This window comes from Tabrizicola sp. TH137, from assembly GCF_002855575.1.
Lineage (GTDB): Bacteria > Pseudomonadota > Alphaproteobacteria > Rhodobacterales > Rhodobacteraceae > Paragemmobacter.
Genome location: NZ_PKRQ01000002.1, coordinates 286,197 through 308,316, shown reverse-complemented (window position 1 = coordinate 308,316; position 22,120 = coordinate 286,197). Strand labels below are relative to the sequence as shown.

The 22,120-nt window shown below is 66.5% G+C and carries 22 protein-coding genes; 9 read left to right on the top strand and 13 right to left on the bottom strand.

Annotated features, from left to right (window positions below; translation table 11 throughout):
* The first annotated feature begins 6 nt into the window (after positions 1–6).
* From glnA to C0V75_RS06825, 3 genes are all read left to right on the top strand, one after another.
* On the top strand, positions 7–1,416 hold the full coding sequence (gene glnA, locus C0V75_RS06835) for a type I glutamate--ammonia ligase (protein WP_101920171.1): 1,410 nt from the start codon (positions 7–9) through the stop codon (positions 1,414–1,416).
* 229 nt (positions 1,417–1,645) lie between these two features.
* Positions 1,646–2,899 (top strand): hypothetical protein, encoded by a 1,254-nt coding sequence (locus C0V75_RS22935; protein WP_158241793.1) that lies wholly within the window; start codon positions 1,646–1,648, stop codon positions 2,897–2,899.
* A 244-nt stretch (positions 2,900–3,143) separates the two neighbouring features.
* On the top strand, positions 3,144–4,031 hold the full coding sequence (locus C0V75_RS06825; RefSeq protein ID WP_101920169.1) for a hypothetical protein: 888 nt from the start codon (positions 3,144–3,146) through the stop codon (positions 4,029–4,031).
* A 4-nt stretch (positions 4,032–4,035) separates the two neighbouring features.
* On the opposite strand, the gene C0V75_RS06820 is transcribed toward C0V75_RS06825, so the two are convergent.
* Entirely contained in the window at positions 4,036–4,818 is a 783-nt protein-coding gene (locus C0V75_RS06820) for a DUF3445 domain-containing protein (protein WP_101920168.1), read from the bottom strand.
* Positions 4,819–4,945: 127 nt separating this feature from the next.
* Here C0V75_RS06820 and dddP point away from each other — a divergent pair, with 127 nt between their 5' ends.
* A complete protein-coding gene (gene dddP, locus C0V75_RS06815; RefSeq protein WP_101920167.1) occupies positions 4,946–6,289 on the top strand; it encodes a dimethylsulfonioproprionate lyase DddP in 1,344 nt (447 codons plus the stop codon).
* 137 nt (positions 6,290–6,426) lie between these two features.
* Here dddP and C0V75_RS06810 read toward each other — a convergent pair whose 3' ends face one another.
* Together C0V75_RS06810 and C0V75_RS06805 are read right to left on the bottom strand one after the other, a co-directional pair.
* Positions 6,427–7,062 carry a CDGSH iron-sulfur domain-containing protein gene (locus C0V75_RS06810; protein WP_101920166.1) on the bottom strand — a complete coding sequence of 212 codons (636 nt, stop codon included), beginning with the start codon at positions 7,060–7,062 and terminating at the stop codon, positions 6,427–6,429.
* A gap of 72 nt (positions 7,063–7,134) precedes the next feature.
* Positions 7,135–7,488, bottom strand: a complete 354-nt coding sequence (locus C0V75_RS06805) for a hypothetical protein (RefSeq protein ID WP_143710390.1) — start codon at positions 7,486–7,488, stop codon at positions 7,135–7,137.
* Positions 7,489–7,545: 57 nt separating this feature from the next.
* Here C0V75_RS06805 and purB point away from each other — a divergent pair, with 57 nt between their 5' ends.
* From purB to C0V75_RS06790, 4 genes are all read left to right on the top strand, one after another.
* Positions 7,546–8,850, top strand: coding sequence for an adenylosuccinate lyase (gene purB / locus C0V75_RS06800; protein WP_101920164.1), 1,305 nt, complete (start codon positions 7,546–7,548; stop codon positions 8,848–8,850).
* Positions 8,851–9,010: 160 nt separating this feature from the next.
* Positions 9,011–9,181 (top strand): hypothetical protein, encoded by a 171-nt coding sequence (locus C0V75_RS23135; RefSeq protein ID WP_173861046.1) that lies wholly within the window; start codon positions 9,011–9,013, stop codon positions 9,179–9,181.
* Between the two features lie 88 nt (positions 9,182–9,269).
* Complete coding sequence (locus C0V75_RS06795; protein WP_101920163.1) at positions 9,270–10,364, top strand: FliG C-terminal domain-containing protein; 1,095 nt, start codon at positions 9,270–9,272, stop codon at positions 10,362–10,364.
* Positions 10,365–10,629: 265 nt separating this feature from the next.
* The gene (locus C0V75_RS06790; protein ID WP_101920162.1) at positions 10,630–11,505 is read left to right on the top strand and encodes a DMT family transporter; all 876 of its coding nucleotides are present in this window, start codon (positions 10,630–10,632) and stop codon (positions 11,503–11,505) included.
* Positions 11,506–11,508: 3 nt separating this feature from the next.
* On the opposite strand, the gene C0V75_RS06785 is transcribed toward C0V75_RS06790, so the two are convergent.
* Positions 11,509–12,237, bottom strand: a complete 729-nt coding sequence (locus C0V75_RS06785) for a thioredoxin family protein (RefSeq protein ID WP_101920161.1) — start codon at positions 12,235–12,237, stop codon at positions 11,509–11,511.
* Between the two features lie 304 nt (positions 12,238–12,541).
* Here C0V75_RS06785 and acnA point away from each other — a divergent pair, with 304 nt between their 5' ends.
* Entirely contained in the window at positions 12,542–15,229 is a 2,688-nt protein-coding gene (gene acnA / locus C0V75_RS06780; protein WP_101920160.1) for an aconitate hydratase AcnA, read from the top strand.
* Between the two features lie 499 nt (positions 15,230–15,728).
* Here acnA and C0V75_RS06775 read toward each other — a convergent pair whose 3' ends face one another.
* From C0V75_RS06775 to yajC, 9 genes are all read right to left on the bottom strand, one after another.
* On the bottom strand, positions 15,729–16,268 hold the full coding sequence (locus C0V75_RS06775; RefSeq protein ID WP_254216396.1) for a DsbE family thiol:disulfide interchange protein: 540 nt from the start codon (positions 16,266–16,268) through the stop codon (positions 15,729–15,731).
* The gene (gene ccmD, locus C0V75_RS06770; RefSeq protein ID WP_101920158.1) at positions 16,261–16,425 is read right to left on the bottom strand and encodes a heme exporter protein CcmD; all 165 of its coding nucleotides are present in this window, start codon (positions 16,423–16,425) and stop codon (positions 16,261–16,263) included. The genes C0V75_RS06775 and ccmD overlap by 8 nt, the downstream gene beginning before the upstream one ends.
* Positions 16,422–17,150 carry a heme ABC transporter permease gene (locus C0V75_RS06765; RefSeq protein WP_101920157.1) on the bottom strand — a complete coding sequence of 243 codons (729 nt, stop codon included), beginning with the start codon at positions 17,148–17,150 and terminating at the stop codon, positions 16,422–16,424. The genes ccmD and C0V75_RS06765 overlap by 4 nt, the downstream gene beginning before the upstream one ends.
* Positions 17,151–17,205: 55 nt before the next feature.
* On the bottom strand, positions 17,206–17,862 hold the full coding sequence (gene ccmB / locus C0V75_RS06760; protein WP_101920156.1) for a heme exporter protein CcmB: 657 nt from the start codon (positions 17,860–17,862) through the stop codon (positions 17,206–17,208).
* Between the two features lie 88 nt (positions 17,863–17,950).
* Positions 17,951–18,580 (bottom strand): heme ABC exporter ATP-binding protein CcmA, encoded by a 630-nt coding sequence (gene ccmA, locus C0V75_RS06755; RefSeq protein ID WP_101920155.1) that lies wholly within the window; start codon positions 18,578–18,580, stop codon positions 17,951–17,953.
* 64 nt (positions 18,581–18,644) lie between these two features.
* Positions 18,645–19,019, bottom strand: a complete 375-nt coding sequence (locus tag C0V75_RS06750) for an Mth938-like domain-containing protein (RefSeq protein WP_101920154.1) — start codon at positions 19,017–19,019, stop codon at positions 18,645–18,647.
* A gap of 9 nt (positions 19,020–19,028) precedes the next feature.
* The gene (secF, locus tag C0V75_RS06745) at positions 19,029–20,006 is read right to left on the bottom strand and encodes a protein translocase subunit SecF (protein ID WP_101920153.1); all 978 of its coding nucleotides are present in this window, start codon (positions 20,004–20,006) and stop codon (positions 19,029–19,031) included.
* Positions 20,007–20,020: 14 nt separating this feature from the next.
* Entirely contained in the window at positions 20,021–21,691 is a 1,671-nt protein-coding gene (secD, locus tag C0V75_RS06740) for a protein translocase subunit SecD (RefSeq protein WP_101920734.1), read from the bottom strand.
* 34 nt (positions 21,692–21,725) lie between these two features.
* Positions 21,726–22,052: a preprotein translocase subunit YajC gene (gene yajC, locus C0V75_RS06735; protein ID WP_101920152.1), complete on the bottom strand. Its 327-nt coding sequence runs from the start codon at positions 22,050–22,052 to the stop codon at positions 21,726–21,728.
* Positions 22,053–22,120 lie beyond the last annotated feature (68 nt).

Genomic DNA, 22,120 nt, shown 5'->3' with positions numbered 1-22,120 from the left:
ATCATGATGAGCGCAGTTAAGAATGCTCTGAAGCTGATGAAGGACGAGGAAGTCGAATATGTCGACATCCGCTTCACTGACCCGAAGGGCAAGCTTCAGCACGTCACCCTTGTGGCCGATCTTGTGGATGAAGACTTCTTCGAGGAAGGCTTCATGTTCGACGGCTCCTCCATCGCCGGCTGGAAGTCCATCGACCAGTCCGACATGAAGCTCATCCCCGATGCCTCCTCGGTCTATATCGACCCGTTCTATGCCGAAAAGACGATGTGCGTGCATTGCAACGTCGTCGAACCCGACACGGGCGAGGCCTATAGCCGCGACCCGCGCGGCACCGCCGCCAAGGCCGAGGCCTATCTGAAATCCTCCGGCATCGGTGACGCGGCCTATTTCGGGCCTGAGGCCGAATTCTTCATCTTCGACGACGTCCGCTATCAGGTCTCGCCGAACAAGGTTGCCTACCAGATCGACGCCGAAGCCGCCGCCTGGAACACCGACACGGTCATGGAAGGCGGCAACCTCGCCCACCGCGCCAATTACAAGGGCGGCTACTTCCCGGTGAACCCGATCGACGAAGCGCAGGACATCCGCGGCGAGATGCTCTCGACGATGAAGCGGATGGGCATGAAGGTGGACAAGCACCACCACGAAGTGGCCACCTGCCAGCATGAACTGGGCATGATCTTCGGCACGCTCACCGCGCAGGCCGACAACATCCAGAAGTACAAATATGTCATCCACAACGTCGCGGCCGCCTATGGCAAGACCGTGACCTTCATGCCGAAACCCATGAAGGGCGACAACGGCTCGGGGATGCATGTCAACATGTCGATCTGGAAGGACGGCAAGCCGCTCTTCGCGGGCGACAAATATGCCGACCTGTCGCAAGAGGCGCTCTACTTCATCGGCGGCATCCTCAAGCATGCCAAGGCGCTCAACGCGATCACCAACCCCTCCACCAACTCCTACAAGCGTCTGATCCCCGGCTTCGAAGCCCCGGTTCTGCGCGCCTATTCCGCCCGCAACCGGTCGGGCTGCGTCCGTATCCCGTGGACGGAGAGCCCGAAGGCCAAGCGTGTCGAGGCCCGCTTCCCCGATCCGTCGGCCAACCCCTATCTGGCCTTCTCGGCCCTGCTGATGGCCGGTCTGGACGGCATCAAGAACAAGATCGACCCGGGCCCCGCCTCCGACAAGGATCTCTACGATCTGCCGCCGGAAGAACTGGCCGCCATCCCCACCGTCTGCGGCTCGCTCCGCGAGGCGCTGGAAGAGCTGGAAAAGGATCACGACTTCCTGCTCGCGGGCGACGTCTTCACCAAGGATCAGCTCGAAGGCTACATGGCGCTGAAGTGGGAAGAGGTCTACGCCTTCGAACACACGCCGCACCCGATCGAATATCAGATGTATTACAGCTGCTGATCCCCGGATCGGTTGCCACAATCATCGCAAAAGGGCCGCAATCCGCGGCCCTTTTCTTTTTTCCGACATGGCAAGCGGGCGGCAAACTGGCGGTTCCTTGACATTAACGAACATCAATTCCGTCCTGGACCCCAACAATTACAGGTATTGCCGCGAACCGGTCCACAGAAAGGCCAAATTATGGACACGATTCGGTGTTTGCCTTCAAAAAAAAGAAGGGAATGCTGCCATGCTCGATTGCGATATCTCCTTCCTGCCAGTGCCCGAGTTTACCTCGTCCCGCTCCCCCCTCTCCGCCCGTCTTATGGCCGCAACGGCCCTGGCAGAGGGACCGCAAGCCGCCTCCACCTCCAGGGCTGACCATCCTGCCCAGAGTGCAGAACGGCATCCTGCGGAAACCTTTACCGCGATGCGTCCGGCTTTCTTCGACAGCCTGCCGAAATCCGACCTGCCGCCGCTGCCCGCAGTCCCGCCCCTCGCCGATCTGCGCGCCGAAGCCGCCGCCTCCCATGTCTCGCCCGCACCCGAGGCCCCGCCCGCCCCAGAGGCGCAGGCCGAAGAACCGGAGACCCGGCTGATCACCCCGCGCCGCCCGCTCCGTTTCACCTCCGCCCGCGGCGCCGAAGATGCGGCCCCCGTCTCCCTGCCCAGCTTCAACCTCTTCGACGGCGTCTTCGACGATGACAGCCTGTCAGGCCCGGATGTCGATCCCCGCCTCCTGCGCAGCCGCGCCCGCGCCCGCGCCCATATCGCCGCGATGGAAGCGGCGCTCGCTCCGGAACAGCGCAACCTCTGGCACGATGATCCGGCCCCGGAACCCAAGGCCCGGCCCGTGATGCAAACCATCGCGGAACCCGCCGCACCCATCGTGGCCGCCACCGCCGCCGAACCGGCCACCCTGATCGTGCCGCGCCGCCCGGTCCGCCACCTGACCCCGGCCGACAGCACCCGCAGCGCCCGCCCGCAGCCGCAGATCCACGATCCCCTGCGCGACCGCCTGCGCGACCTGCGCGACATCCTCTACACGCCCACCCCGGAAGAAGCAGAAGCCGCCGCCGCCGCCGAGACGCGGCAGCATCCGCTCCCCGCCCTGGCCCTCGCCGCAACCCTCGGTATGGCGCTTCAGGTGCTCGCCTTCCTGACCGGGCTGTTCCTCACCGTAATTCAGGCCGGACGGACCCTCCGCCAGCGCAGCCATGCTGCCGCGCGCCCGGCAACCGTGACGGCAACCATCACAGCCACCAGCACGTCACCCGCCACGGAAGAACGGGCCGCGCCGGAAACCACCCAAACGCAGCCCATCCCGAAACGCCGCGTCGGTGGATCACGCGCCGCCCGCCTCCTCGCCCCCATCTCCCGGCTCACCGCGCTCTGGCCTGCCCGCAGCTTCGGCCCAGGGCTCGCCGCCGCCGCAGCAGCCGCCGCCACCCTCGCCATCCCCATCGGCGCCCTCGCCTCCCCGGCCCTGCTGCCCTTCCTCTGATCGCGCGACCAGCGCGGCGACTCGCCCCCTGATTGCACCGCCGCGCTGTTCACAATCCCGATACAACCCCAGGATGATCGGCGGATTTCCGCGCGTTCGGGGTCAATCAGGGCAAGAATGGGGCATTCAACCCCGCCGATCCGGCCATTTTCCACAAACTGATCCGAAAAACGGCACAATTCACCAACATCCTTGGCAACACGCGACGCCCGTGGGGGGCAGAACGGGAAAGGAGGGTTGGACGATGGCTTTCGATGACAGCACCATCGCCCAGTTCGTGTTTGATCGTGATCCGGCGCTCAATCTCGGGCTTCTGGTCAAGGAACTCGACGCCGCGCTGGAACGCTCCGGCGCAGGTCGGCGCATCATCACCTGGGATTGCGACGATGTCGCCTTCCTCGATCTGGATGCCGTGCGCTTCACCCTCTCCTATACCGGCGAGGCCGCCGTCGGCCTGCCCGCCAGCCTGATGATCTCCGTCGGGCCCGGCCCGAACCGCCGCCACGATCCCGCAGACCGCCGCCGCTACGAAGGCCTCTGCCAGGTCATCGCCGAACGCCTGCGCTCCCGCTTCGCTCCGCGCGAAACGCTCTGGCATCAGGTCGCCGGTCCCGTCACCACCGATCTCGTGGATGACCTCTTCACCCGCCTCCCCGATCTGGCGAATGGCGCCCCCAAGACGCTGACCCGCCGCTCCGCCCCCGCCGAGGCGATCCGCGCCTTCCCCGAAGCCGAGGAAGGCATGCCCGTCTCCTTCGTGGAAAAGGCCATCGCGATCAAGGCCGCCAAGGCCGAACGCGCCCGCGCCCTCGGCCATGCCCAACCCGCAGGCGATGCCCCGCTTCCGGCCAATGACACGACCGCCGCCAATGGCCCGGACCTGCGCCGCGTCCGCGCCGCGCTCTATCCCGAAGCGGACACCCCGCCCGAAAATGTCCGGATGCGCCTTGCCGCTTCCGCCCTCGATGTCACGCTGATGGTGGTCTATCTGCCGATGGGCGCGGCCATGCTGACCCGCTCCCTCCTGCGCGGCGGCGATGTAAACGCCTCGGCCCGCGTCACGGCCCTGACCTGCACCATGCTGGGCATCGCCCATATGCTGGGGCTCAGCCCGGCCGGCCTCACGATCTGACCCGTCAGAGCCCCGCCGCGACCATCGCCTCCCGCGCCGCCGGGTCCAGCCGCTCCACCGGCACCAGATAGGTGTGGATCGAGAACAGCACCGCCTCCGTCTGTGGCAGGCGCAGCACCACCTGCCGCTCCGACCGCAGATAACGCCGCTCCACCGGACGCGGCCGCCGCTCCGTCTCCAGCCGGGGCTGATGCAGCGTCGGGTCGTCATAGATCAGCGCGTTGAACCGCTCCATCGGCTGGCCCACCCGCACCATGTCGAACAGCCGCTGCACCCGCCGCGCCAACTCCGCATCATAATGCGCCACCGGCGCATGAATGCCCGTCATCGGCCGCCCGATCTTCTGCGCCAGGGTCCAGCTTGCCGGAAAGCACAGGATCGCGCCCACCAGAACGCTCTCATCCCCCTGCTTGACCATCAGGCACAGATCCTCCTGCACCAGCCGCCCCAGCGTGATCAGGGGAAAGCTCCGGTCCACCGGCACCACCACCCCATCCGGCCGCGTCACCGCCGCCGCCCCCACGGCATAGCCCTCCCGCCGCGCCAGCAGGTCCAGCGCCGCCGCCAGCAACTCCGCCGCCGCCGCCCGCCCCTCGGGCAACAGCGCATGCACCAACGGCTGCCGTGTGGCAATCAGCCAGTCGCGTTCGGCCATCTGTCCGGCATAGGCCTCATCCACCCGCAGCCAGTCCTCCGCCCCGCAGGGCCGCATCCCCGGCAGGCGGGCAGTGGCCGGGCCCATCCACGGCACATGGGGCAATCTGTCCTGAAACACCGGCGCGCGCATGGCCCATGCCTAACCGCAGGGCCGCCCCTGGGCAAGCCGGTCTGAAACCGACGCGCCCCCGTCGCGCCCCGGCAACCCCGCCCGTCGCCGCCACGCCACCATTCCCACAGCAAGGGGAGGATCGCCGATGACCGTCCAGTACCACGCCGACCGCCGCAAGATCGACCCGACCCGCGGCCCGCGCCTCGGCGATGGCAGCCCGAATGACAATGACCGCGTCGAAATCGGCCCCACCCAGCTTGCCTTCCGGGAATGGGAGGCCGCCGGCCTCACCCCGCCCGATCTCGCCCGGATGCGCCAATACCGCTGGGATCGTCTGGTCAAGGCGCTCCACGCCCGCGATTACGGCGGCCTCCTGATGTTCGATCCGCTGAACATCCGCTACGCGACCGACACCACCAACATGCAGCTCTGGAACACCCACAACCCCTTCCGCGCCTGCCTGCTCTGCGCGGATGGGCATATGGTGATGTGGGAATACAAGAACTCCCCCTTCCTCGTGACCTTCAACCCGCTGGTCAAGGAACTCCGCTCCGGCGCCACCTTCTTCTACAACTCCACCGGCGACCGGGGCGAGGCCGCCGCCCGTGCCTTCGCCGCCCAGGTGGATGAGGTGATGCGCGACCACGCCGGCACCAACCGCCGCCTCGCCGTGGACAAGATCATGGTCCACGGCCTGCGCGCCCTGGAATCCATCGGGTTTCAGGTGATGGAAGGCGAAGAGGTCACCGAACGCACCCGCGCCATCAAGGGGCCCGACGACATGCTCGCCATGCGCTGCGCCGCCCATGCCTGCGAAAGCGCCGTCGCCGCGATGGAGGTCTTCACCCGCGAGAACGTGCCGAAGGGTGGCATCAGCGAAGATGACATCTGGTCGGTCCTGCATGCCGAAAACATCCGCCGCGGCGGCGAATGGATCGAAACCCGCCTCCTCGCCTCCGGACCCCGCACCAATCCGTGGTTCCAGGAATGCGGCCCCCGCATCGTCCAGAACAATGAAATCGTCGCCTTCGACACCGATCTCATCGGCGCCTATGGCTTCTGCATCGACATTTCCCGCACCTGGTGGGTGGGCGATGAACGCCCCAGCAATGCGATGATCTCGGCTTACGCCCATGCGCTGGACCATATCCGCGACCATCAGGCCCGGCTGAAACCCGGCGTCTCGATCCGCGAACTGACCTTCGGCGGGCATCAACTGGATGACCAGTACTGGAAGGGAAAATACTCCTGCAAGATGCACGGGGTCGGGCTCTGCGATGAATGGCCCTATGTCACCTATCCCGACGGCTGGATGGAAGGCGCCTTCGACGCCGTCCTCGAACCCGGCATGACGATCTGTGTCGAGGCGCTGGTGAGCCCCGAAGGCGGAAATTTCTCGATCAAGCTGGAAGATCAGGTGCTTATCACCGAAACCGGATGCGAAAACCTGACCCGATACCCCTTCGACAGGGCCCTAATGGGCGCGTAGGGCGGGGTTCACCCCGCCTTACGCCAAAATCCGGATAATTATTCAAAATCAATATCATAAAGGCCGAACCGAAGGCCAAGAATTAACTCCCCCGTAGGGCGGGGTTCACCCCGCCTCACCCCGCCCCACACCCCCGCTCACTCCGCCACGAACCCCGCCGCCTTGTGGCTTCCATCGCAATAGGGCTTGTTCTTCGACGCCCCGCAGCGGCACAGCCAGACCTGCGTCACCCGGTTCACCGTCCGCCCGGTGCCCGACACGATCTCCAGATTGCCCACCACCTTCAACGGCCCGTCCTTCTGCGGCTCCACCGACACCGCCCCGTCCCGCGCCTCCAGCGCCGCGCTCTCCTTCACCGCAGGCTCCCCCGTCGCCGTGAACCCCGCCGCCGCATGGCTTCCATCACAATAGGGCTTCGTCGCCGAGGCGCCGCAGCGGCACAGCGTCGCCCGCACCCCCGCCTCCGCGCCCTGCACAAGGATCGGCGCCTCGATCGCATAGGGCCCGTTCTCCCGCACCCGCAGCGTATTCACCACCGGCGCCACTTCCGACGATCCCGCCCCGTCATTCCGCTGCACCCGGATCGCGCCCGACGGGCAGTTGAACCCGATCCGCAGCACCGCCTCCGCCGGGGCCGCATCGGGAAAGATCCACTCCCCCTTCACGTTCGGAACAAAGACCTTCGGGTTCCCCAGCACGCAATTGCGCGAATGCACGCATTTCGCGCCGTCAAAGGTCACCGTGACCTCACGCCCCTTCACCACCTCGACCATCCCGCCCTCCCTGCCTGAACCAAGACCATCAGCCTGCCACGCCCCGGCCGTGACACCAAATCCTTTCACGCCTCACAGATCGCCATAAGCCCCCACCGTCTCCGACCCGTCATCCGACAGGAACCGCAACCGCACCCCGTCCCGCTCCAGGTCATAACAGGCCCAGCGATCCGATGGCGGCCAGACCGAACAGTACCGATCCCCCTCCACCCGCCACTTCCCCCAACTCTCTGCACCATAAAGCGTCCGCCCATCCGCGCGGAAATCCTGCACCGTGCCATCCTCATAGACCAGCGCCCGCCCCTCCAGCGCTGCCCGCACGCCCGCGCCATCCAGCCGCTCCCAGCCTTCCGCCGCCACGGCCATCGGCCACAGCGCCACCACCACCCCGATCCAGCGCATCCCGCTCTCCCCGATGCTTGCCACCCGTCCCGTCCCGGCATAAGGGACGTCACCGCATCCTAGCACAAAGGCCGCGCCGCAATGATCCCCCGCTATTCCCGCCCCGAGATGGTCGCCCTCTGGGACCCCCAGACCCGCTTCCGCATCTGGTTCGAGATCGAGGCCCATGCCTGCGACGCGCAGGCCGCGCTCGGCGTCATCCCCAAGGCCAATGCCGAAGCCGTCTGGAAGGCAAAGGACGTCACCTTCGACGTCGCGCGCATCGACGAGATCGAGGCCGTCACCAAACATGACGTCATCGCCTTCCTCACCCATCTGGCGGAGATCATCGGCAATGATGAGGCGCGCTTCGTCCATCAGGGGATGACCTCCTCCGACGTGCTCGACACCACGCTGAACATCCAGCTTGCCCGCGCCGCCGACCTTCTGCTTGCCGGCCTCGACCGCGTCCTCGCCGCCCTCAAGGCCCGCGCCCATGAACACAAGGACACGGTCCGCATCGGGCGCAGCCACGGCATCCATGCCGAACCCACCACCATGGGCCTCACCTTCGCGCGCTTCTACGCCGAAATGGCCCGCAACCGCGCCCGCCTCGTCAATGCCCGCGCCGAAATCGCCACCGGCGCCATCTCCGGCGCGGTCGGCACCTTCGCCAATATCGACCCGAGGGTCGAGGAACATGTCTGCAAGATGATGGGCCTCACCCCCGAACCCATCTCGACGCAGGTCATCCCCCGCGACCGCCACGCCATGTTCTTCGCCACGCTGGGCGTCATCGCCTCCAGCATCGAAAACATCGCCATCGAGATCCGCCACATGCAGCGGACCGAGGTGCTGGAGGCCGAAGAATTCTTCAGCCCCGGCCAGAAGGGCAGCAGCGCCATGCCGCACAAAAGGAACCCGGTGCTGACCGAAAACCTCACCGGCCTCGCCCGCCTCGTCCGCATGTCGGTCACCCCCGCACTGGAAAACGTGGCGCTCTGGCACGAACGCGACATCTCGCATTCCTCCGTCGAACGCGCCATCGGCCCAGACACGACCATCACCCTGGACTTCGCGCTCCACCGCCTCGCAGGCGTGATCGAAAAGCTCGTGATCTATCCCGAGAACATGCTCCGCAACATGAACAAGTTCAAAGGTCTGGTCATGTCGCAGCGCGTCCTCCTCGCGCTCACGCAGGCCGGCGTCAGCCGCGAAGACAGCTACCGCCTCGTGCAGCGCAACGCGATGAAGGTCTGGGAACAGGGGGCCGATTTCAAGACGGAACTGCTGGCCGACCCCGAGGTGACCGCCGCCCTCTCCCCGGCGGAGATCGAAGAGAAATTCGACCTCGGCTATCACACCAAACATGTGGACACGATCTTCGCCCGCGTTTTCGGCACCTGACGGCACGATCACGCAAGCGTGAGGCGATCCCCCGCCGCGCAAGAAAATTCCGCCCTTGCCCGGCGCGATTCTGTGCTAGCCTCAAAGTTACGCACCGGATGCGGATTTTCCGACCGCCGGTCGCCCTGCCCAAAGCCAAACGCGAAAGAAAGGACGACCCATGAAGATCAAGACCACGTTCATTGCCTTTACCCTCTCCCTCGCCCCGACGCTCGCCCTGGCGGGTCCGGGCTGCGACTATGAAAAGACCAAGATTTCGGCCTCCTCCTGCGTCGAAGGCACGGTCTATGACGCCGCCACCGGCACCTGCGTGCCCCAGACCACGTCGTGATCAGGCCTCTCGGGTGATCCGGCGCCGCTAAGCCCGGATTAACCCGCAGCCTCTACCCTTCCCGGCAAAGCCACCGGGAAGGGATATCATGCAGGACGAAAGCCACGTTTCACGCGCGCTTCTGACCTCCGGCTTCGGCCCGTCGTCCCCCTCTCCCTTCCCGCCGCGCCTCGTGCCACGCCCCACCTCGCCGGTGGAAAAGGTGGCGATCATCGTGCGGCTTCTCTTGACCGAAGGGATCACCCTCCCCCTCGCCGACCTGCCCGAACAGCACCAGACCCGCCTCGCCGAACAGATGGCCCGCATGGGTCTCGTGGATCGCGCGACCATGATCGCCACGGTCGAGGAATTCATCGCCGCGCTGGAGGCGACGGGTCTCACCTTCCCCGATGGTCTCGCCGGGGCGCTGGCCCTGGTCGAAGGCAATCTCTCCCCCGATGCCGCCAGCCGCCTGCGCCGCATGGCCGCCGGCCAGACCCGCGCCGATCCCTGGGATCGCATCGCCGCCCTCCCGCCCGAGGAACTGCTTCCCCTGCTCGCCGACGAGGCGCCCGAAACCGCCGCCGTAGCCCTGTCCCGCCTGCCCGTGCCCCGCGCCGCCGACCTGCTGTCGCGGATGCCCGGCGATCGCGCCCGCCGCGTCGCCCTCGCCATGTCGCGCACCGCCACCACCGCGCCCGAAACGCTGCGCCGCATCGGCCAGTCCCTCGTCGCCCAGCTCGATGCCCGCCCTCCCCGCGCCTTCCAGAACGGCCCCGTCGCCCGCATCGGCGCCATCCTCAACGTCTCGCCCAGCACCACCCGCGAAGACGTGCTCGCCGGTCTGGATGAGGCGGATGCCGCCTTTGCCGAACAGGTCCGCAAGGCGATCTTCACCTTCGCCCATATTCCCGCCCGCATCGCCCCGCGCGATCTGCCCCGCATCCTCCGCGCCACCGACCCGGCCCAGATCACCACCGCCTTCGCCGCCGCCACCGCCGACCCCGCCCTCGCCCCGGTGGTGGAAGAGATCCTCGCCGCCCTCTCCCCCCGCATGGTGCAGCAGATGCGCGACGACATGGCCGCCCGCGGCAAGGTCTCGCCCAAGGATGCCGATGCCGCCTATACCGCCCTCATCACCGCCATCCGGCAACTCGAAGCCGCAGGCGAACTCACCCTCCGGCAAGAGGAGGGGGAAGACTGACCCCGCCCCCGCCGGCCGCACCACCCGCCCGGCCCCGACACTTTCTGTCTTCAAATATCCTCAGGGGGTGAATTGCCCCGCCCTTGGCGGGGCAAGAGGGGGCGGAACGCCCCTTCACGCGGAGCCGGACGCGCGGCACGCGCGGGAGGCGACAGGAAAGGCTTGCGGCGGGCGCCCGCGCCCGGCGCTCCGCCGGATCACCGTCCCACCTGCTTGCACCCGCCCCCGCCCGCGCCTAGGGTCCGGCCAGCCCCAAGGACAGCCGATGCAGATCCCGACCGAAGCCTCCACCCGCACCGGCATCCTCCTGATGCTGGGCTCGCTCCTTCTCTTCACCGCGATGGATGCCCTGGCCAAGGGCCTCGTGCAGGATTACCCCACCGCACAGGTCGTCTGGGCGCGCTTCGCGGGCCAGCTCTTCCTCGTCGTGCTGATCCTGAACATCCGCCTCCGCCCCGCGCTGCGCACCCGCCACCCCAAGCTCCACGCACTCCGCTCCCTCACCCAGCTGGGCGCGACCGGCTTCTTCTTCGCCTCGCTCAGCCATATCGGCCTGGCCGAGGCCACCGCGCTCGCCGACATCAACCCCGTCCTCATCACGCTGGGCGCCGCCCTCTTTCTCGGTGAAAAGCTCGGCCCCCGCCGCCTCGCAGGCGTCTTCGCCGCCATGATCGGCGCCATGATCATCATCCGCCCCGGCGCCGATGTCTTCACACCCGCGGCGCTCCTGCCGCTCGCCTGTGCCGTCTCCTATGCCGCTTCCGCCCTCCTGACCCGCAAGGTCGGCATGACGGAAAGCCCCTGGACGGCCATGTTCTACGGCGCGCTTCTGGGCACCATCGTCACCTCCGCCCTCATGCCCGCCGTCTGGCAGCCCATCGCGCCCGAAGACCTCTGGCTCTTCGCCACGGTCGGCTGTCTCGGCACCGCCGCCCAGATCTGCCTGATCCGCGCCTTTTCCCTGGCCGAGGCCGGGGCCATCGCCCCCTTCGGCTATGTCGGCATCATCCTCGCCACCGGCTGGGGGATCGTGCTCTATGACGAATGGCCCGATGCGCTCACGCTCCTCGGCGCGGCGATCATCGTCATCGCAGGCCTCTATGTCTGGCACCGCGAAACCCAGGCGCGGCGCAAGGGCTAGGCGTCACTCCACCCGCGCCGCCGCCAGGATGGCGGCCGGCCCGGGCTCCTGAAGGATCACCACCACAGGCTCCGCCCCCGGCGCAGGCGCCACAAGCTCCAGCGGCGCCACGCCCGGCCAATCGCCCAGCTTCGTCCATTCCGTCACGATATTGTGGTAGGTCACCGTCTTCCCGGCATTCTCGCCACGCTCAATGGCGACCATCGCCTCCGGCAGATAGCGCACAAGCTGTACCTCCACCCCGGAAGACAGCGGCGGTTCCGCCACGGCCCGGATCACCACCTGATCCCCCTGCCGCTCCAGCGTCAGCCGCACAGGCCGCTCCGCCGCCAGATGCTTGCCGATCAGCTTCACCACGGCATCAGGCGTATTGCCCTCCACCCGGTCCAGCCCCCCAACGATCATCTGCGGCGTATAGATCATCCGGCTCTTCACCGCCCGGGCATAGCTCTTCTGCCGCTCGGTGAAGGCGGCATGGGCGAAACTGTCCTCCCAGCCGATATAGTCCCAGTAATCCACATGCAGCGCCAGCGCGATAACCTCTTCATGCGCCGCAAGCTCGGCCAGAAACTCATCCGCAGGCGGACAGGAGGCGCAGCCCTGGCTCGTGTAAAGCTCCACAACCACCGGCTGGCGAACCTCGGTCCCACCCGTCGCGCCCGCATCCTCGGCAAAAGCCGGCGCAGCCAGCGCAAGGGTCGCGCCACACAGGGCGCTGACGAAATGTCGCATAGGTTCCTTCCCGGTCGTCCCCAGTCCCATCCCTGTTACAAAAAGCCCGTCCGCCCCGCCAATCAAGGTTTTGCGAGGGGGGGCACCCCGCTTTTCACCCTCTCGCGTGGCCCCAGCGCCGCAGATGCCGCCCGCCGGATCGTGATCCTTGCGAAATCGGGGCTGGATTTTCGGCATACAATTGCATACAACATGCCCAACCCCTTGCATCTCGGGATTCCCCCGCAAGAATCCCCGTTGCAGAGGACAGAGACCGCCAGCCGTTCCGGCCCCCCGGACGACAGCCATTTTGCAGGAGGCATCCATGACCGTCACCGTCGGACATGACAGCGCGAAAACCCGTCAGACCCTTACCATCGGCGGCAAGTCCGTCGCCTATTACTCGATCCCCGCCGCACAGGCCGCGGGTCTGGGCGATTTCTCCCGCCTTCCCGCCGCGCTGAAGGTCGTGCTGGAAAACATGCTCCGCTTCGAGGATGGCAAGACCGTCTCGGTCGAGGATATCCGCGCCTTCGGCGACTGGGCAAAGCTCGGCGGCCAGAACCCGCGCGAAATCGCCTATCGCCCCGCCCGCGTCCTGATGCAGGATTTTACCGGTGTCCCGGCTGTGGTCGATCTCGCCGCGATGCGCGACGGCATCCTCGGGCTGAAAGGCTCCGCCGCCAAGATCAACCCGCTCGTCCCCGTGGACCTCGTCATCGACCATTCGGTGATGATCGACGAATTCGGCACCCCCCGCGCCTTCCAGGCGAACGTGGACCGCGAATATGAACGCAACATGGAACGCTACGTGTTCCTGAAATGGGGCCAGAAGGCCTTCAACAATTTCCGCGTCGTGCCCCCCGGCACCGGCATCTGCCATCAGGTCAATCTCGAATACCTCGCCCAGACCGTCTGGACCGACAAGGATCAGAACGGCGTCGAAGTGGCCTACCCGGACACGCTCGTCGGCACGGACTCGCACACCACGATGGTCAATGGCCTTGCCGTCCTCGGCTGGGGCGTCGGCGGGATCGAGGCCGAGGCCGCGATGCTCGGCCAACCGGTCTCCATGCTCATCCCCGAAGTGGTGGGCTTCAAGCTGACGGGAACCATGCGCGAAGGCACCACCGCCACCGACCTCGTCCTCAAGGTCGTGCAGATGCTGCGCAAGCACGGCGTGGTGAACAAGTTCGTGGAATTCTACGGCGAAGGCCTCGATCACCTGCCGCTGGCCGACCGCGCCACCATCGCCAACATGGCCCCTGAATATGGCGCAACCTGCGGCTTCTTCCCGATCGACGATGAAACCCTCCGCTACCTCCGCCAGACGGGGCGCGAGGAATCGCGCATCGCCCTGGTCGAAGCCTATGCCAAGGCAAATGGCATGTGGCGCGGCGCGGATTACGATCCGATCTACACCTCGACCCTCCACCTCGACATGTCGGAAATCGTCCCCGCCATCTCGGGCCCCAAACGCCCGCAGGACTATCTGCCGCTGACCGAGGCCAAGGCCTCCTTCGCCAAGGAAATGGAAGCCTCCTTCAAACGCCCCCTGGGCGTGGAAGTCGCGGTCAAGGGCGAAGACTACAAACTCTCCTCCGGCAAGGTCGTGATCGCCTCGATCACCTCCTGCACCAACACCTCCAACCCCTATGTGCTGATCGGCGCGGGGCTGGTGGCCCGCAAGGCCCGCGCCCTGGGCCTCAACCGCAAACCCTGGGTCAAGACCTCGCTCGCCCCCGGATCGCAGGTCGTATCCGAATACCTCAACGCCGCTGGCCTGCAAGAAGACCTCGACGCCATCGGCTTCAACCTCGTCGGCTATGGCTGCACCACCTGCATCGGCAACTCGGGGCCGCTCCAGCCGGAGATTTCGGCCGCCATCGCCGAAGGTGACCTCGTCGCCGCCGCCGTCCTGTCGGGCAACCGCAACTTCGAAGGCCGCATCTCCCCCGATGTCCGCGCCAACTACCTCGCCTCCCCGCCCCTCGTCGTGGCCTATGCGCTGGCGGGCGACATGAACATCGACCTGACGACCGAACCGCTCGGCACGGGCAAGGACGGCAAACCCGTCTATCTCAAGGACATCTGGCCCACCAACAAGGAAATCGCCGATCTCGTCCACGCCACCGTGACGCGCGAGGCCTTCCTCAAGAAATACGCCGATGTCTTCAAGGGCGACACCAAATGGCAAGGGGTGGAAATCACCGAGGCCGAAACCTACGACTGGCCCGCCTCCTCCACCTATATCCAGAACCCGCCCTATTTCCGCGGCATGGCGAAAACGCCCGGCACGATCAAGAACATCACCAATGCGCGCATCCTCGCGCTCCTCGGTGACATGATCACGACCGACCACATCTCACCCGCAGGGTCCTTCAAACCCACCACGCCCGCCGGGAAATACCTCGTCGAACGTCAGGTTCCGGTGTCGGAGTTCAACTCCTACGGCGCCCGCCGCGGCAACCACGAGGTGATGATGCGCGGCACCTTCGCCAATATCCGCATCAAGAACGAAATGCTGGACGGCGTCGAAGGCGGCTACACCAAGGGGCCGGATGGCGCGCAGACCTCGATCTTCGATGCCTCCATGGCCCATCAGGCGAATGGCACCCCGCTCGTCATCTTCGGTGGCATCGAATATGGCGCAGGCTCCTCGCGCGACTGGGCGGCCAAGGGCACCGCGCTTCTGGGCGTCAAGGCGGTGATCGCGGAAAGCTTCGAACGCATCCACCGCTCCAACCTCGTCGGCATGGGCGTAATCCCCTTCGAATTCACCAATGGCGACACGCGCAAATCGCTGGGGCTCAAGGGTGATGAAACCGTCTCGATCGAGGGTCTGGAAGGCGATCTGAAACCGCTCTCCACCGTGCCCTGCCACATCACCTATGCCGATGGCAGCACGAAGACGATCCAGATCAAGTGCCGCATAGATACGGAAATCGAGATCGAATATGTCGAACATGGCGGCGTGCTGCATTACGTGCTGCGCAACCTCGCCGCCGCCTGATCCCGGCCCCGGAACAACCCTTGCAACACCCCGCGCCCTGCCGCGGGGTGTTCGCATTTCCGCCCAACTCCTGCCCGAATTCCGGTGCAACACACCTTAACAAGCCGTCCGGTCGCCCTCGCAACAGGGCGCGCCGTAATGGCTTGTGGTGGAAACTCATTGTTTCCACCTCTCCGGGCTGATTCCCGGGGCAATTCTGGTAGAGTGATCCCGTAGCGTACGAGTGTTTCCCTCAATCCGCACCGGGTCCAGCCAGATGTCAGTCACCGATCTCCCTCCTCCCCCTGAACGGTCGCTGACGCGCCCCGGCGCAATCCTCCCTTGGGGCGAGGTTTTCGTGGCCCTCGCCCTCCTGCTCTTTGTCTGTTCCAGTGCCTGACGGTGCCACGACCGATTGCCTTAGGCGGTAGCAGCATCCGGCATCCCCAGTCCGGGTCAATGTGAAAAGGGGGGGCTTGCACGGCCCCCCCTTCTTCCTGTCCGGCAGGCGTCTCCGCCCCTATTCCGCCTCCGCCAGCGCCGCCTCCAGCGCAGGCACGAAGCGCGCCTCGTAATCCGTCCCCACCAGCGGCCCGATGAAACGGAAGGCCACCGTCCCGTCCCCCCGCAGGATGAAGGTCTCGGGCGGCGCGGTCACCCCCCATTCCACCCGGTCCCGCCCCTTGGGATCGAACCCCACGGCGAAGAAGGGATTGCCGTCCTCCTCCAGATATTTCACCGCCGCCTCGGCATCATCCATCATGTTGACGCCCGCAACCCGGATGCCCCGCGCCGCCATCTCCAGCAGAACCGGATGCTCCGCCCGGCAAGGCGGGCACCAGCTCGCCCAGAAATTCACCACCGTCACCTCACCCGTCCGCAGATCGGCATCGGTCAATCCCGCAATCCCCGGCAAGGCGGCCTTCGGCACCGGCGGCGCCTGCCGGTCCAGAAAGACCGACGGCAGGTCATCCGGCGCCGTGCGCTGCATCCCCATGTAGAACAGCCCCGCCAGACCCAGGAACAGGACCGGCGGCACCACCATCAGCCACCTAGCCATCGGCCCGCCCCTCCGCCCGCGCCTCGACCTCGGCCAGACGCCGCTTCACCCGCCGCCCCTGCCAGACCGACAGCCCCACGATCAGCCCCAGCAGCACCAGCGACGCCGCATAGGAGGACAGCACCTCGAAGGCGTATTTCCCAAGATCGGGCATCATGCCAGCCGCTCCCGCGCCAGCAGCGCCTGCAACCGCCGCGCCCTTATCTCCGTCCGCGTCCGCATCAGGACCAGCGCCACGAACAGCAGCACGAACCCCGCTATGCAGACCAGCAGCGGAAACCAGAACACATCCGCCACATTCTCCTCCTTGTCGAGCGACAGCGACGCCCCCTGATGCAGCCCCTGATTCCAGAACAGCACCGCATAGCGCGACAGCAGCGCAAAGACCGATCCGACCAGACACAGCACCGCCGTCAGGTCGGCCGCCGTATCCGGGTTCTCGATCGCCTCCCACAGCGCGATATAGCCCATGTAGAACAGCGTCAGGATCAGGAACGATGTCAGCCGCGGGTCCCAGGCCCACCAGGTCCCCCACATCGGCTGGCCCCACAGCGCCCCCGTCACCAGCGCGATCACCGTGAAGGTCAGCCCCACAGGCGCCGCCGCCTTGGCCGCCAGCGCGCTCACATGATGCCGCCGGATCAGCCAGATCAGGCTCGTGACCAGCATCATCACCCAGGCATTGATCGCCATCATCGCAGATGGCACATGCAGATAGATGATCTTCACCGTCGAACCCTGCCGGAAATCATCCGGCGTGAAGAAGAACCCCCAGACCAGCCCCGCCAGCAGGCAGAGCAGCGCCAGCCCCGCCACCCAGGGCAGCGCCCAGGCCGAGGTCTGCATGAACTTCTTCGGATTGGCATATTCCCAGATCGACATGCGCTTTCCCTAATTCCTCGGCCCGCAGACCGCAATTCACACTCCCGCGCGCCGCCTAGCGCAGATTGACGCGGATCGCCGCCGCCGCCGCAAAGGGCAGCAAGGCCACCGCCCCCAGCGTGATCCCGGACAAAAGCAGCAGCGGCACCGAAACCTCCATCCCCGCCGCGCCCCGCTTCACCACCTCCGCCCCGAAGATCAGCGTCGGCACATAAAGCGGCAGCACCAGCAGCGACAGAAGCAAGCCCCCCCGCTTCACCCCCACCACCAGCGCCGCGCCAAGGGCCCCGATCACCGAAAGCGCGGGCGTCCCCAGCATCAGCGACAGCACCAGCCAGCCATAGCCCGTCCCCGGCAGATTGAGCAGCACCCCCAGCACCGGCGCCACCACCGTCAGCGGCACCCCCGTCACCAGCCAATGCGCCAGCGCCTTCACCGCCACCACCGCCTCCAGCGGCATCGGGCTCGTGGCCAGCAGGTCCAGCGACCCGTCCTCGAAATCCAGCGCAAAGATGCGGTCCAGCGACAAAAGGCAGGACAGAAGCGCCCCCACCCACAGGATGCCCGGCGCGATGGCCCCCAGAACCCCGCCCTCCGGCCCCACACCCAAAGGCACCAGCACAGCCAGCAGCAGGAAGAAGGCCAGCCCCAGCCCGAACCCGCCCCCCGCCCGCATCGCCAGCCGCAGATCGCGGGTCAGCAGCGCCCACATGACGCCCCCCCGGCTTCATCTTGGCCCAAATACTCATTGACCACGGTGCCACCCGCGCCACGGCCGCAGGAAAAGGCACAGCCCGCCCTCATCCAAAAGCCTCGTCAAAGGCCCCGACCCGCCCGCCCGCCGCAGGCGCCTTCGCCCGGAAGGGCGACAGGTCCAGAACCCCCGCCTCCGCCAGCCCAAGGTCGATATGCGTCGCCATCAGCGCCGCCCCGCCCCCCGCCAGATGCGCCCGCACCACCGATCCGAACAGCGCGACCGATCCCGCATCCAGCGAAACCGTCGGCTCATCCAGCAGCCAGAAACTCCGCCCCGTCACCAGAAGCCGCGCCAGACCCAGCCGCCGCTTCTGCCCCGCCGACAGGTTCGCCGCCAGCCGCCCGCGCAGGGCGCGCAGGTCCATCGCCTCCAGCGCGGCCTCCACCGAATCCGTTCCATGGATCGCCGCCCAGAAGCGAAGGTTCTCCTCCACCGTCAGCACAGCCTTCAACCCGTCGGCATGGGCGGCATAGGCGATGCTTTCGCCCGGCACCGACACCCGCCCCGCCAGCGCCGGCTGCAACCCCGCCAGCGTCCGCAGAAGCGTGGTCTTGCCCACCCCGTTCGGCCCGCGCAGGATCAGCGCCGCACCCCCCACCAGCCGGAAGGACAGCCCCTCCAGCACCGGCACGCCCCCGCGCGCCACGGCCAGATGCTCGACGATCATCTCCATTCCGCGCCCCCGCCCCCCGGGCGGGCCGAAAAATCTTCGGACGAAGATTTTTCGCCGCCGCGCGTCACGACGCGCCCTCGGCGGGCAGGACCGGCAGCAGCGCCGCCGCGATCCGCCGGCCTTCGCCCAGCAGCACGTTATAGGTCCGGCAGGCGGCGGGCGAAGACATCACCTCCACCCCGATCCCCGCCTCCTCCAGCGCCGCCCGAAAGGCGCGCGGCGGATGGCCGATCTCCGCCCCCATGCCAAGGAGCAGCACGTCAATCCGCCCCACCATCGCCAGCGGCGTCTCGGTATCCGTCAACCCGCCCCACAGCCCCGCATCCCAGGGCGTGATCAGGCAGGCCCCGCGCAGCACATGCCTGCCCACGCGGAAAAACCCCGGACCATAGCCCTCTACCGGCTGCGCGCTGCCATAGCTGATCTCGGTCAGGCGCATGCGCCCTCCTCAGGCGTCGATATTGGCGAATTCGTCCGGCGTGCCTGCCTTCTTCGCCTTCTCGCTGCGGTCCAGCCCGATCATCAGAACGATGTTCTTTGCCACATAGACCGAGGAATAGGTCCCGAACAGCACGCCCAGGAAGATCGCCAGCGCAAAGCCGCGCAGCACGTCCCCCCCGAAGACCAGCATCGCCCCGACGGCCAGCAGCGTGGTCAGCGCCGTCATCAGCGTCCGCGCCAGCGTCTCGTTCACCGAAAGGTTCATCACCTCCCGCAACGGCATCTGCTTGTATTTCTGCAAATTCTCCCGCAGCCGGTCAAAGACCACCACCGTATCGTTGATGGAATAGCCAAGGATCGTCAGCAGCGCCGCCACGATGGTCAGGTCGAACTTGATCTGGAACACGGCAAAGATGCCGATGGTGATGATGACATCATGCAGCAGGGCCAGCACGGCCCCGACCCCGAACTGCCATTCAAAGCGCAGCCACATGTAGATCATGATGGCGACAGAGGTCACCGCCAGCGACAGGACCGAAGCCCAGATCAGCTCGCCCGAAACCTTCGGTCCCACCGTCTCCACGCTGGGGAAGGTCATCGCCGGGTCAATCGCCGCCCGCAGCACCTCTTCCACCTGCGCGATCTTCTCCGGCGTCACCGCCTCCGTCTCATCCTCGGCCGCGATGCGGATCATCGTCACATGCTGGTCATCGGCGAAACTCGGGTCAAAGACCTCGGTGATCGAGATGTCACCCAAGGGCAGCCCCTGCAACGCCTCGCGATAGGCCCCCACATCCACCGCCACGGTGGATTCCGTCCGGATCGTCGTCCCGCCCTTGAAGTCGATCCCGTAATTCAGCCCCATCACCGCCCAGGCGACAATGGCGATCACCGACAGCATCAGCGACCCGCCGAAGGTGATCCACTGAAAGCGGAAGAAGTCGAAATTCGTCTTGTCGGGCGCAAGCTTGAACCGCCATGCCATGTTCCGGCCCTCCCTCAGACGACCAAAGTCTTCGGCTTGCGCCGGTTGTACCAATAGGTGACGATCAGCCGCGTCACGTTGATCGCCGTGAAGACCGAGGTGATGATCCCGATGGCCAGCGTCACCGCAAAGCCCCGGATCGGCCCGGCCCCCAGGAAGAACAGCACCGCCGCCGTGATCAGCGTCGTCACATTGGCATCCACGATGGCCGACAGCGCCCGTTCAAAGCCCAGTTCGATCGCCCGCGCCGCGTTCTTCGCGCCGTTGCGCAATTCATCCCGGATGCGCTCATAGATCAGGACGTTGGCATCCACCGCCATCCCGATCGTCAGCACCAGCCCCGCGATCCCCGGCAGTGTCAGCGTCGCCCCGATCAGCGACATGATCCCGAAGATCAGCCCCATGTTGATGGCCAGCGCCACCACCGCAAAGACGCCGAACAGCCCGTAAGAGGCGATCATCAGCAGGCTCACCGACGCTGCGGCGATCACCGTCGCCACCCGGCCCGCGTCAATGGAGTCCTGCCCCAGTTCCGGCCCGATGGTGCGTTCCTCAAGGAAGGTCATGCTCGCCGGCAAGGCCCCGGCAGACAGAAGCACCGCCAGACGGTTCGCCTCCTCCACCGTGAAATTCCCGGTGATGATCCCCGAACCGCCCGGAATATGGCTCTGGATTACGGGGGCACTGATCACCTTGCCGTCCAGCACGATGGCAAAGGGTGCCCCGATATTCTGCGCCGTATAGTCGCCAAAGGCCCGCGCGCCCCGCGCATCGAACTGGAAGGCCACCGCCGGCCGCCCGTTCTGGTCGAAATCGCCCTTGGCATTGGTCAGGTCCTCGCCCGAAACGACGGGAACCTCCTCGATCGTGTACCAGACATTCTCCTCGTCCAGCGACGGCAGGCTCACATTGCCCGCGCCCGGCGTCTGGTCCTCGCTCGTGCCGCGCCGCACCACCGGGTTGAAGGTCAGCTTGGCCGTCGTCCCGATCAATTCCTTGAGTTCCGCCGCCGAGCCGATCCCCGGCACCTGGATCAGGATGCGGTCCGCCCCCTGCCGCTGGATGGTCGGCTCCCGCGTCCCGGCCTGGTCCACCCGCGTCCGGATGATCTCCAGCGATTGCTGGATGGTCCGCTGGTCCACCGCCGCCCGCTCCGGCTCCGAAAGCTGCACGATCAGCACATCGCCCTCGGCCGTCACGTCGATATCCGTCTGCCCCACCCCTGTCAGCGTGATGACATTGGACGCCAGCGCCCGCACCGCCTCCACCGCCGCTGCCATGCCGGCCGGGTTCTCGATCTGCACCCGCAGCTCATAGGGCAATTGCGTCGGCTGCCGCCGCACGCTGCCCACCTGATCGCGCACCTCGCGCAGCGCGTCGCGCACTTCCGGCCACCAGCCGTCCATCCGCGCCTTATAGACATCGGAGACCTGCACCTCGGCCAGAAGATGCGCCCCGCCCCGCAGGTCAAGACCCAGGTTCACGATCCCCGAGGGCATCCAGTCCGGCCACTGGTCCAGCGCCGCCTGCTGCTCGGTCGTGGCGAAACCCGCCTCCTCCACCGCCTTGGCCGCGTCGTTATGCGCCTCGACACGGGGATAGAACAGATTCGGCGCCGCCAGGGTCAGCCCGGCAGCGACCAGCGCCCAGACCAGAAGCTGCTTCCACAGCGGCGCATTCAGCAGCGGAGTATAGGCCATCGCTTGTATCCGTCCGGGCTCAGGCCGCAGCCGGTTCGGTCTTGTTCATCACCTGAACGATGGTGTGGCGCATGACCTTCACCTTCACGCCCTCGGCAATCTCCACCTCAAGCTGACCGTCTTCCTGCACCTTGGTCACCTTGCCGACAATCCCGCCCTGCGTCAGCACCTGGTCGCCCCGCCGCAGCGCCTCGACCATGGCCTTGTGTTCCTTCACCTTCTTCTGCTGCGGGCGGATCAGCAGGAAATACATGATCGCGAAGATCAGGATCAGCGGGATGAAGGAAGCAAAGGCAGAGCCGGCACCGGCACCGGCGGCCTGGGCATAGGCGGGGGTTGCGAACATCGTGGCGTCCTCACTGTCTCTCTCTGGGCCGGGGAACCGCCCCGACGAATTTGCGCGCACCCTATAAT

Coding starts and splice junctions, on each gene's coding strand:
- glnA (WP_101920171.1), top strand. CDS start 7: ATGAGCGCAGTTAAGAATGCTCTGAAGCTGATGAAGGACGAGGAAGTC.
- C0V75_RS22935 (WP_158241793.1), top strand. CDS start 1,646: ATGCTCGATTGCGATATCTCCTTCCTGCCAGTGCCCGAGTTTACCTCG.
- C0V75_RS06825 (WP_101920169.1), top strand. CDS start 3,144: ATGGCTTTCGATGACAGCACCATCGCCCAGTTCGTGTTTGATCGTGAT.
- C0V75_RS06820 (WP_101920168.1), bottom strand. CDS start 4,818: ATGCGCGCGCCGGTGTTTCAGGACAGATTGCCCCATGTGCCGTGGATG.
- dddP (WP_101920167.1), top strand. CDS start 4,946: ATGACCGTCCAGTACCACGCCGACCGCCGCAAGATCGACCCGACCCGC.
- C0V75_RS06810 (WP_101920166.1), bottom strand. CDS start 7,062: ATGGTCGAGGTGGTGAAGGGGCGTGAGGTCACGGTGACCTTTGACGGC.
- purB (WP_101920164.1), top strand. CDS start 7,546: ATGATCCCCCGCTATTCCCGCCCCGAGATGGTCGCCCTCTGGGACCCC.
- C0V75_RS23135 (WP_173861046.1), top strand. CDS start 9,011: ATGAAGATCAAGACCACGTTCATTGCCTTTACCCTCTCCCTCGCCCCG.
- C0V75_RS06795 (WP_101920163.1), top strand. CDS start 9,270: ATGCAGGACGAAAGCCACGTTTCACGCGCGCTTCTGACCTCCGGCTTC.
- C0V75_RS06790 (WP_101920162.1), top strand. CDS start 10,630: ATGCAGATCCCGACCGAAGCCTCCACCCGCACCGGCATCCTCCTGATG.
- C0V75_RS06785 (WP_101920161.1), bottom strand. CDS start 12,237: ATGCGACATTTCGTCAGCGCCCTGTGTGGCGCGACCCTTGCGCTGGCT.
- acnA (WP_101920160.1), top strand. CDS start 12,542: ATGACCGTCACCGTCGGACATGACAGCGCGAAAACCCGTCAGACCCTT.
- C0V75_RS06775 (WP_254216396.1), bottom strand. CDS start 16,268: ATGGCTAGGTGGCTGATGGTGGTGCCGCCGGTCCTGTTCCTGGGTCTG.
- ccmD (WP_101920158.1), bottom strand. CDS start 16,425: ATGATGCCCGATCTTGGGAAATACGCCTTCGAGGTGCTGTCCTCCTAT.
- C0V75_RS06765 (WP_101920157.1), bottom strand. CDS start 17,150: ATGTCGATCTGGGAATATGCCAATCCGAAGAAGTTCATGCAGACCTCG.
- ccmB (WP_101920156.1), bottom strand. CDS start 17,862: ATGTGGGCGCTGCTGACCCGCGATCTGCGGCTGGCGATGCGGGCGGGG.
- ccmA (WP_101920155.1), bottom strand. CDS start 18,580: ATGGAGATGATCGTCGAGCATCTGGCCGTGGCGCGCGGGGGCGTGCCG.
- C0V75_RS06750 (WP_101920154.1), bottom strand. CDS start 19,019: ATGCGCCTGACCGAGATCAGCTATGGCAGCGCGCAGCCGGTAGAGGGC.
- secF (WP_101920153.1), bottom strand. CDS start 20,006: ATGGCATGGCGGTTCAAGCTTGCGCCCGACAAGACGAATTTCGACTTC.
- yajC (WP_101920152.1), bottom strand. CDS start 22,052: ATGTTCGCAACCCCCGCCTATGCCCAGGCCGCCGGTGCCGGTGCCGGC.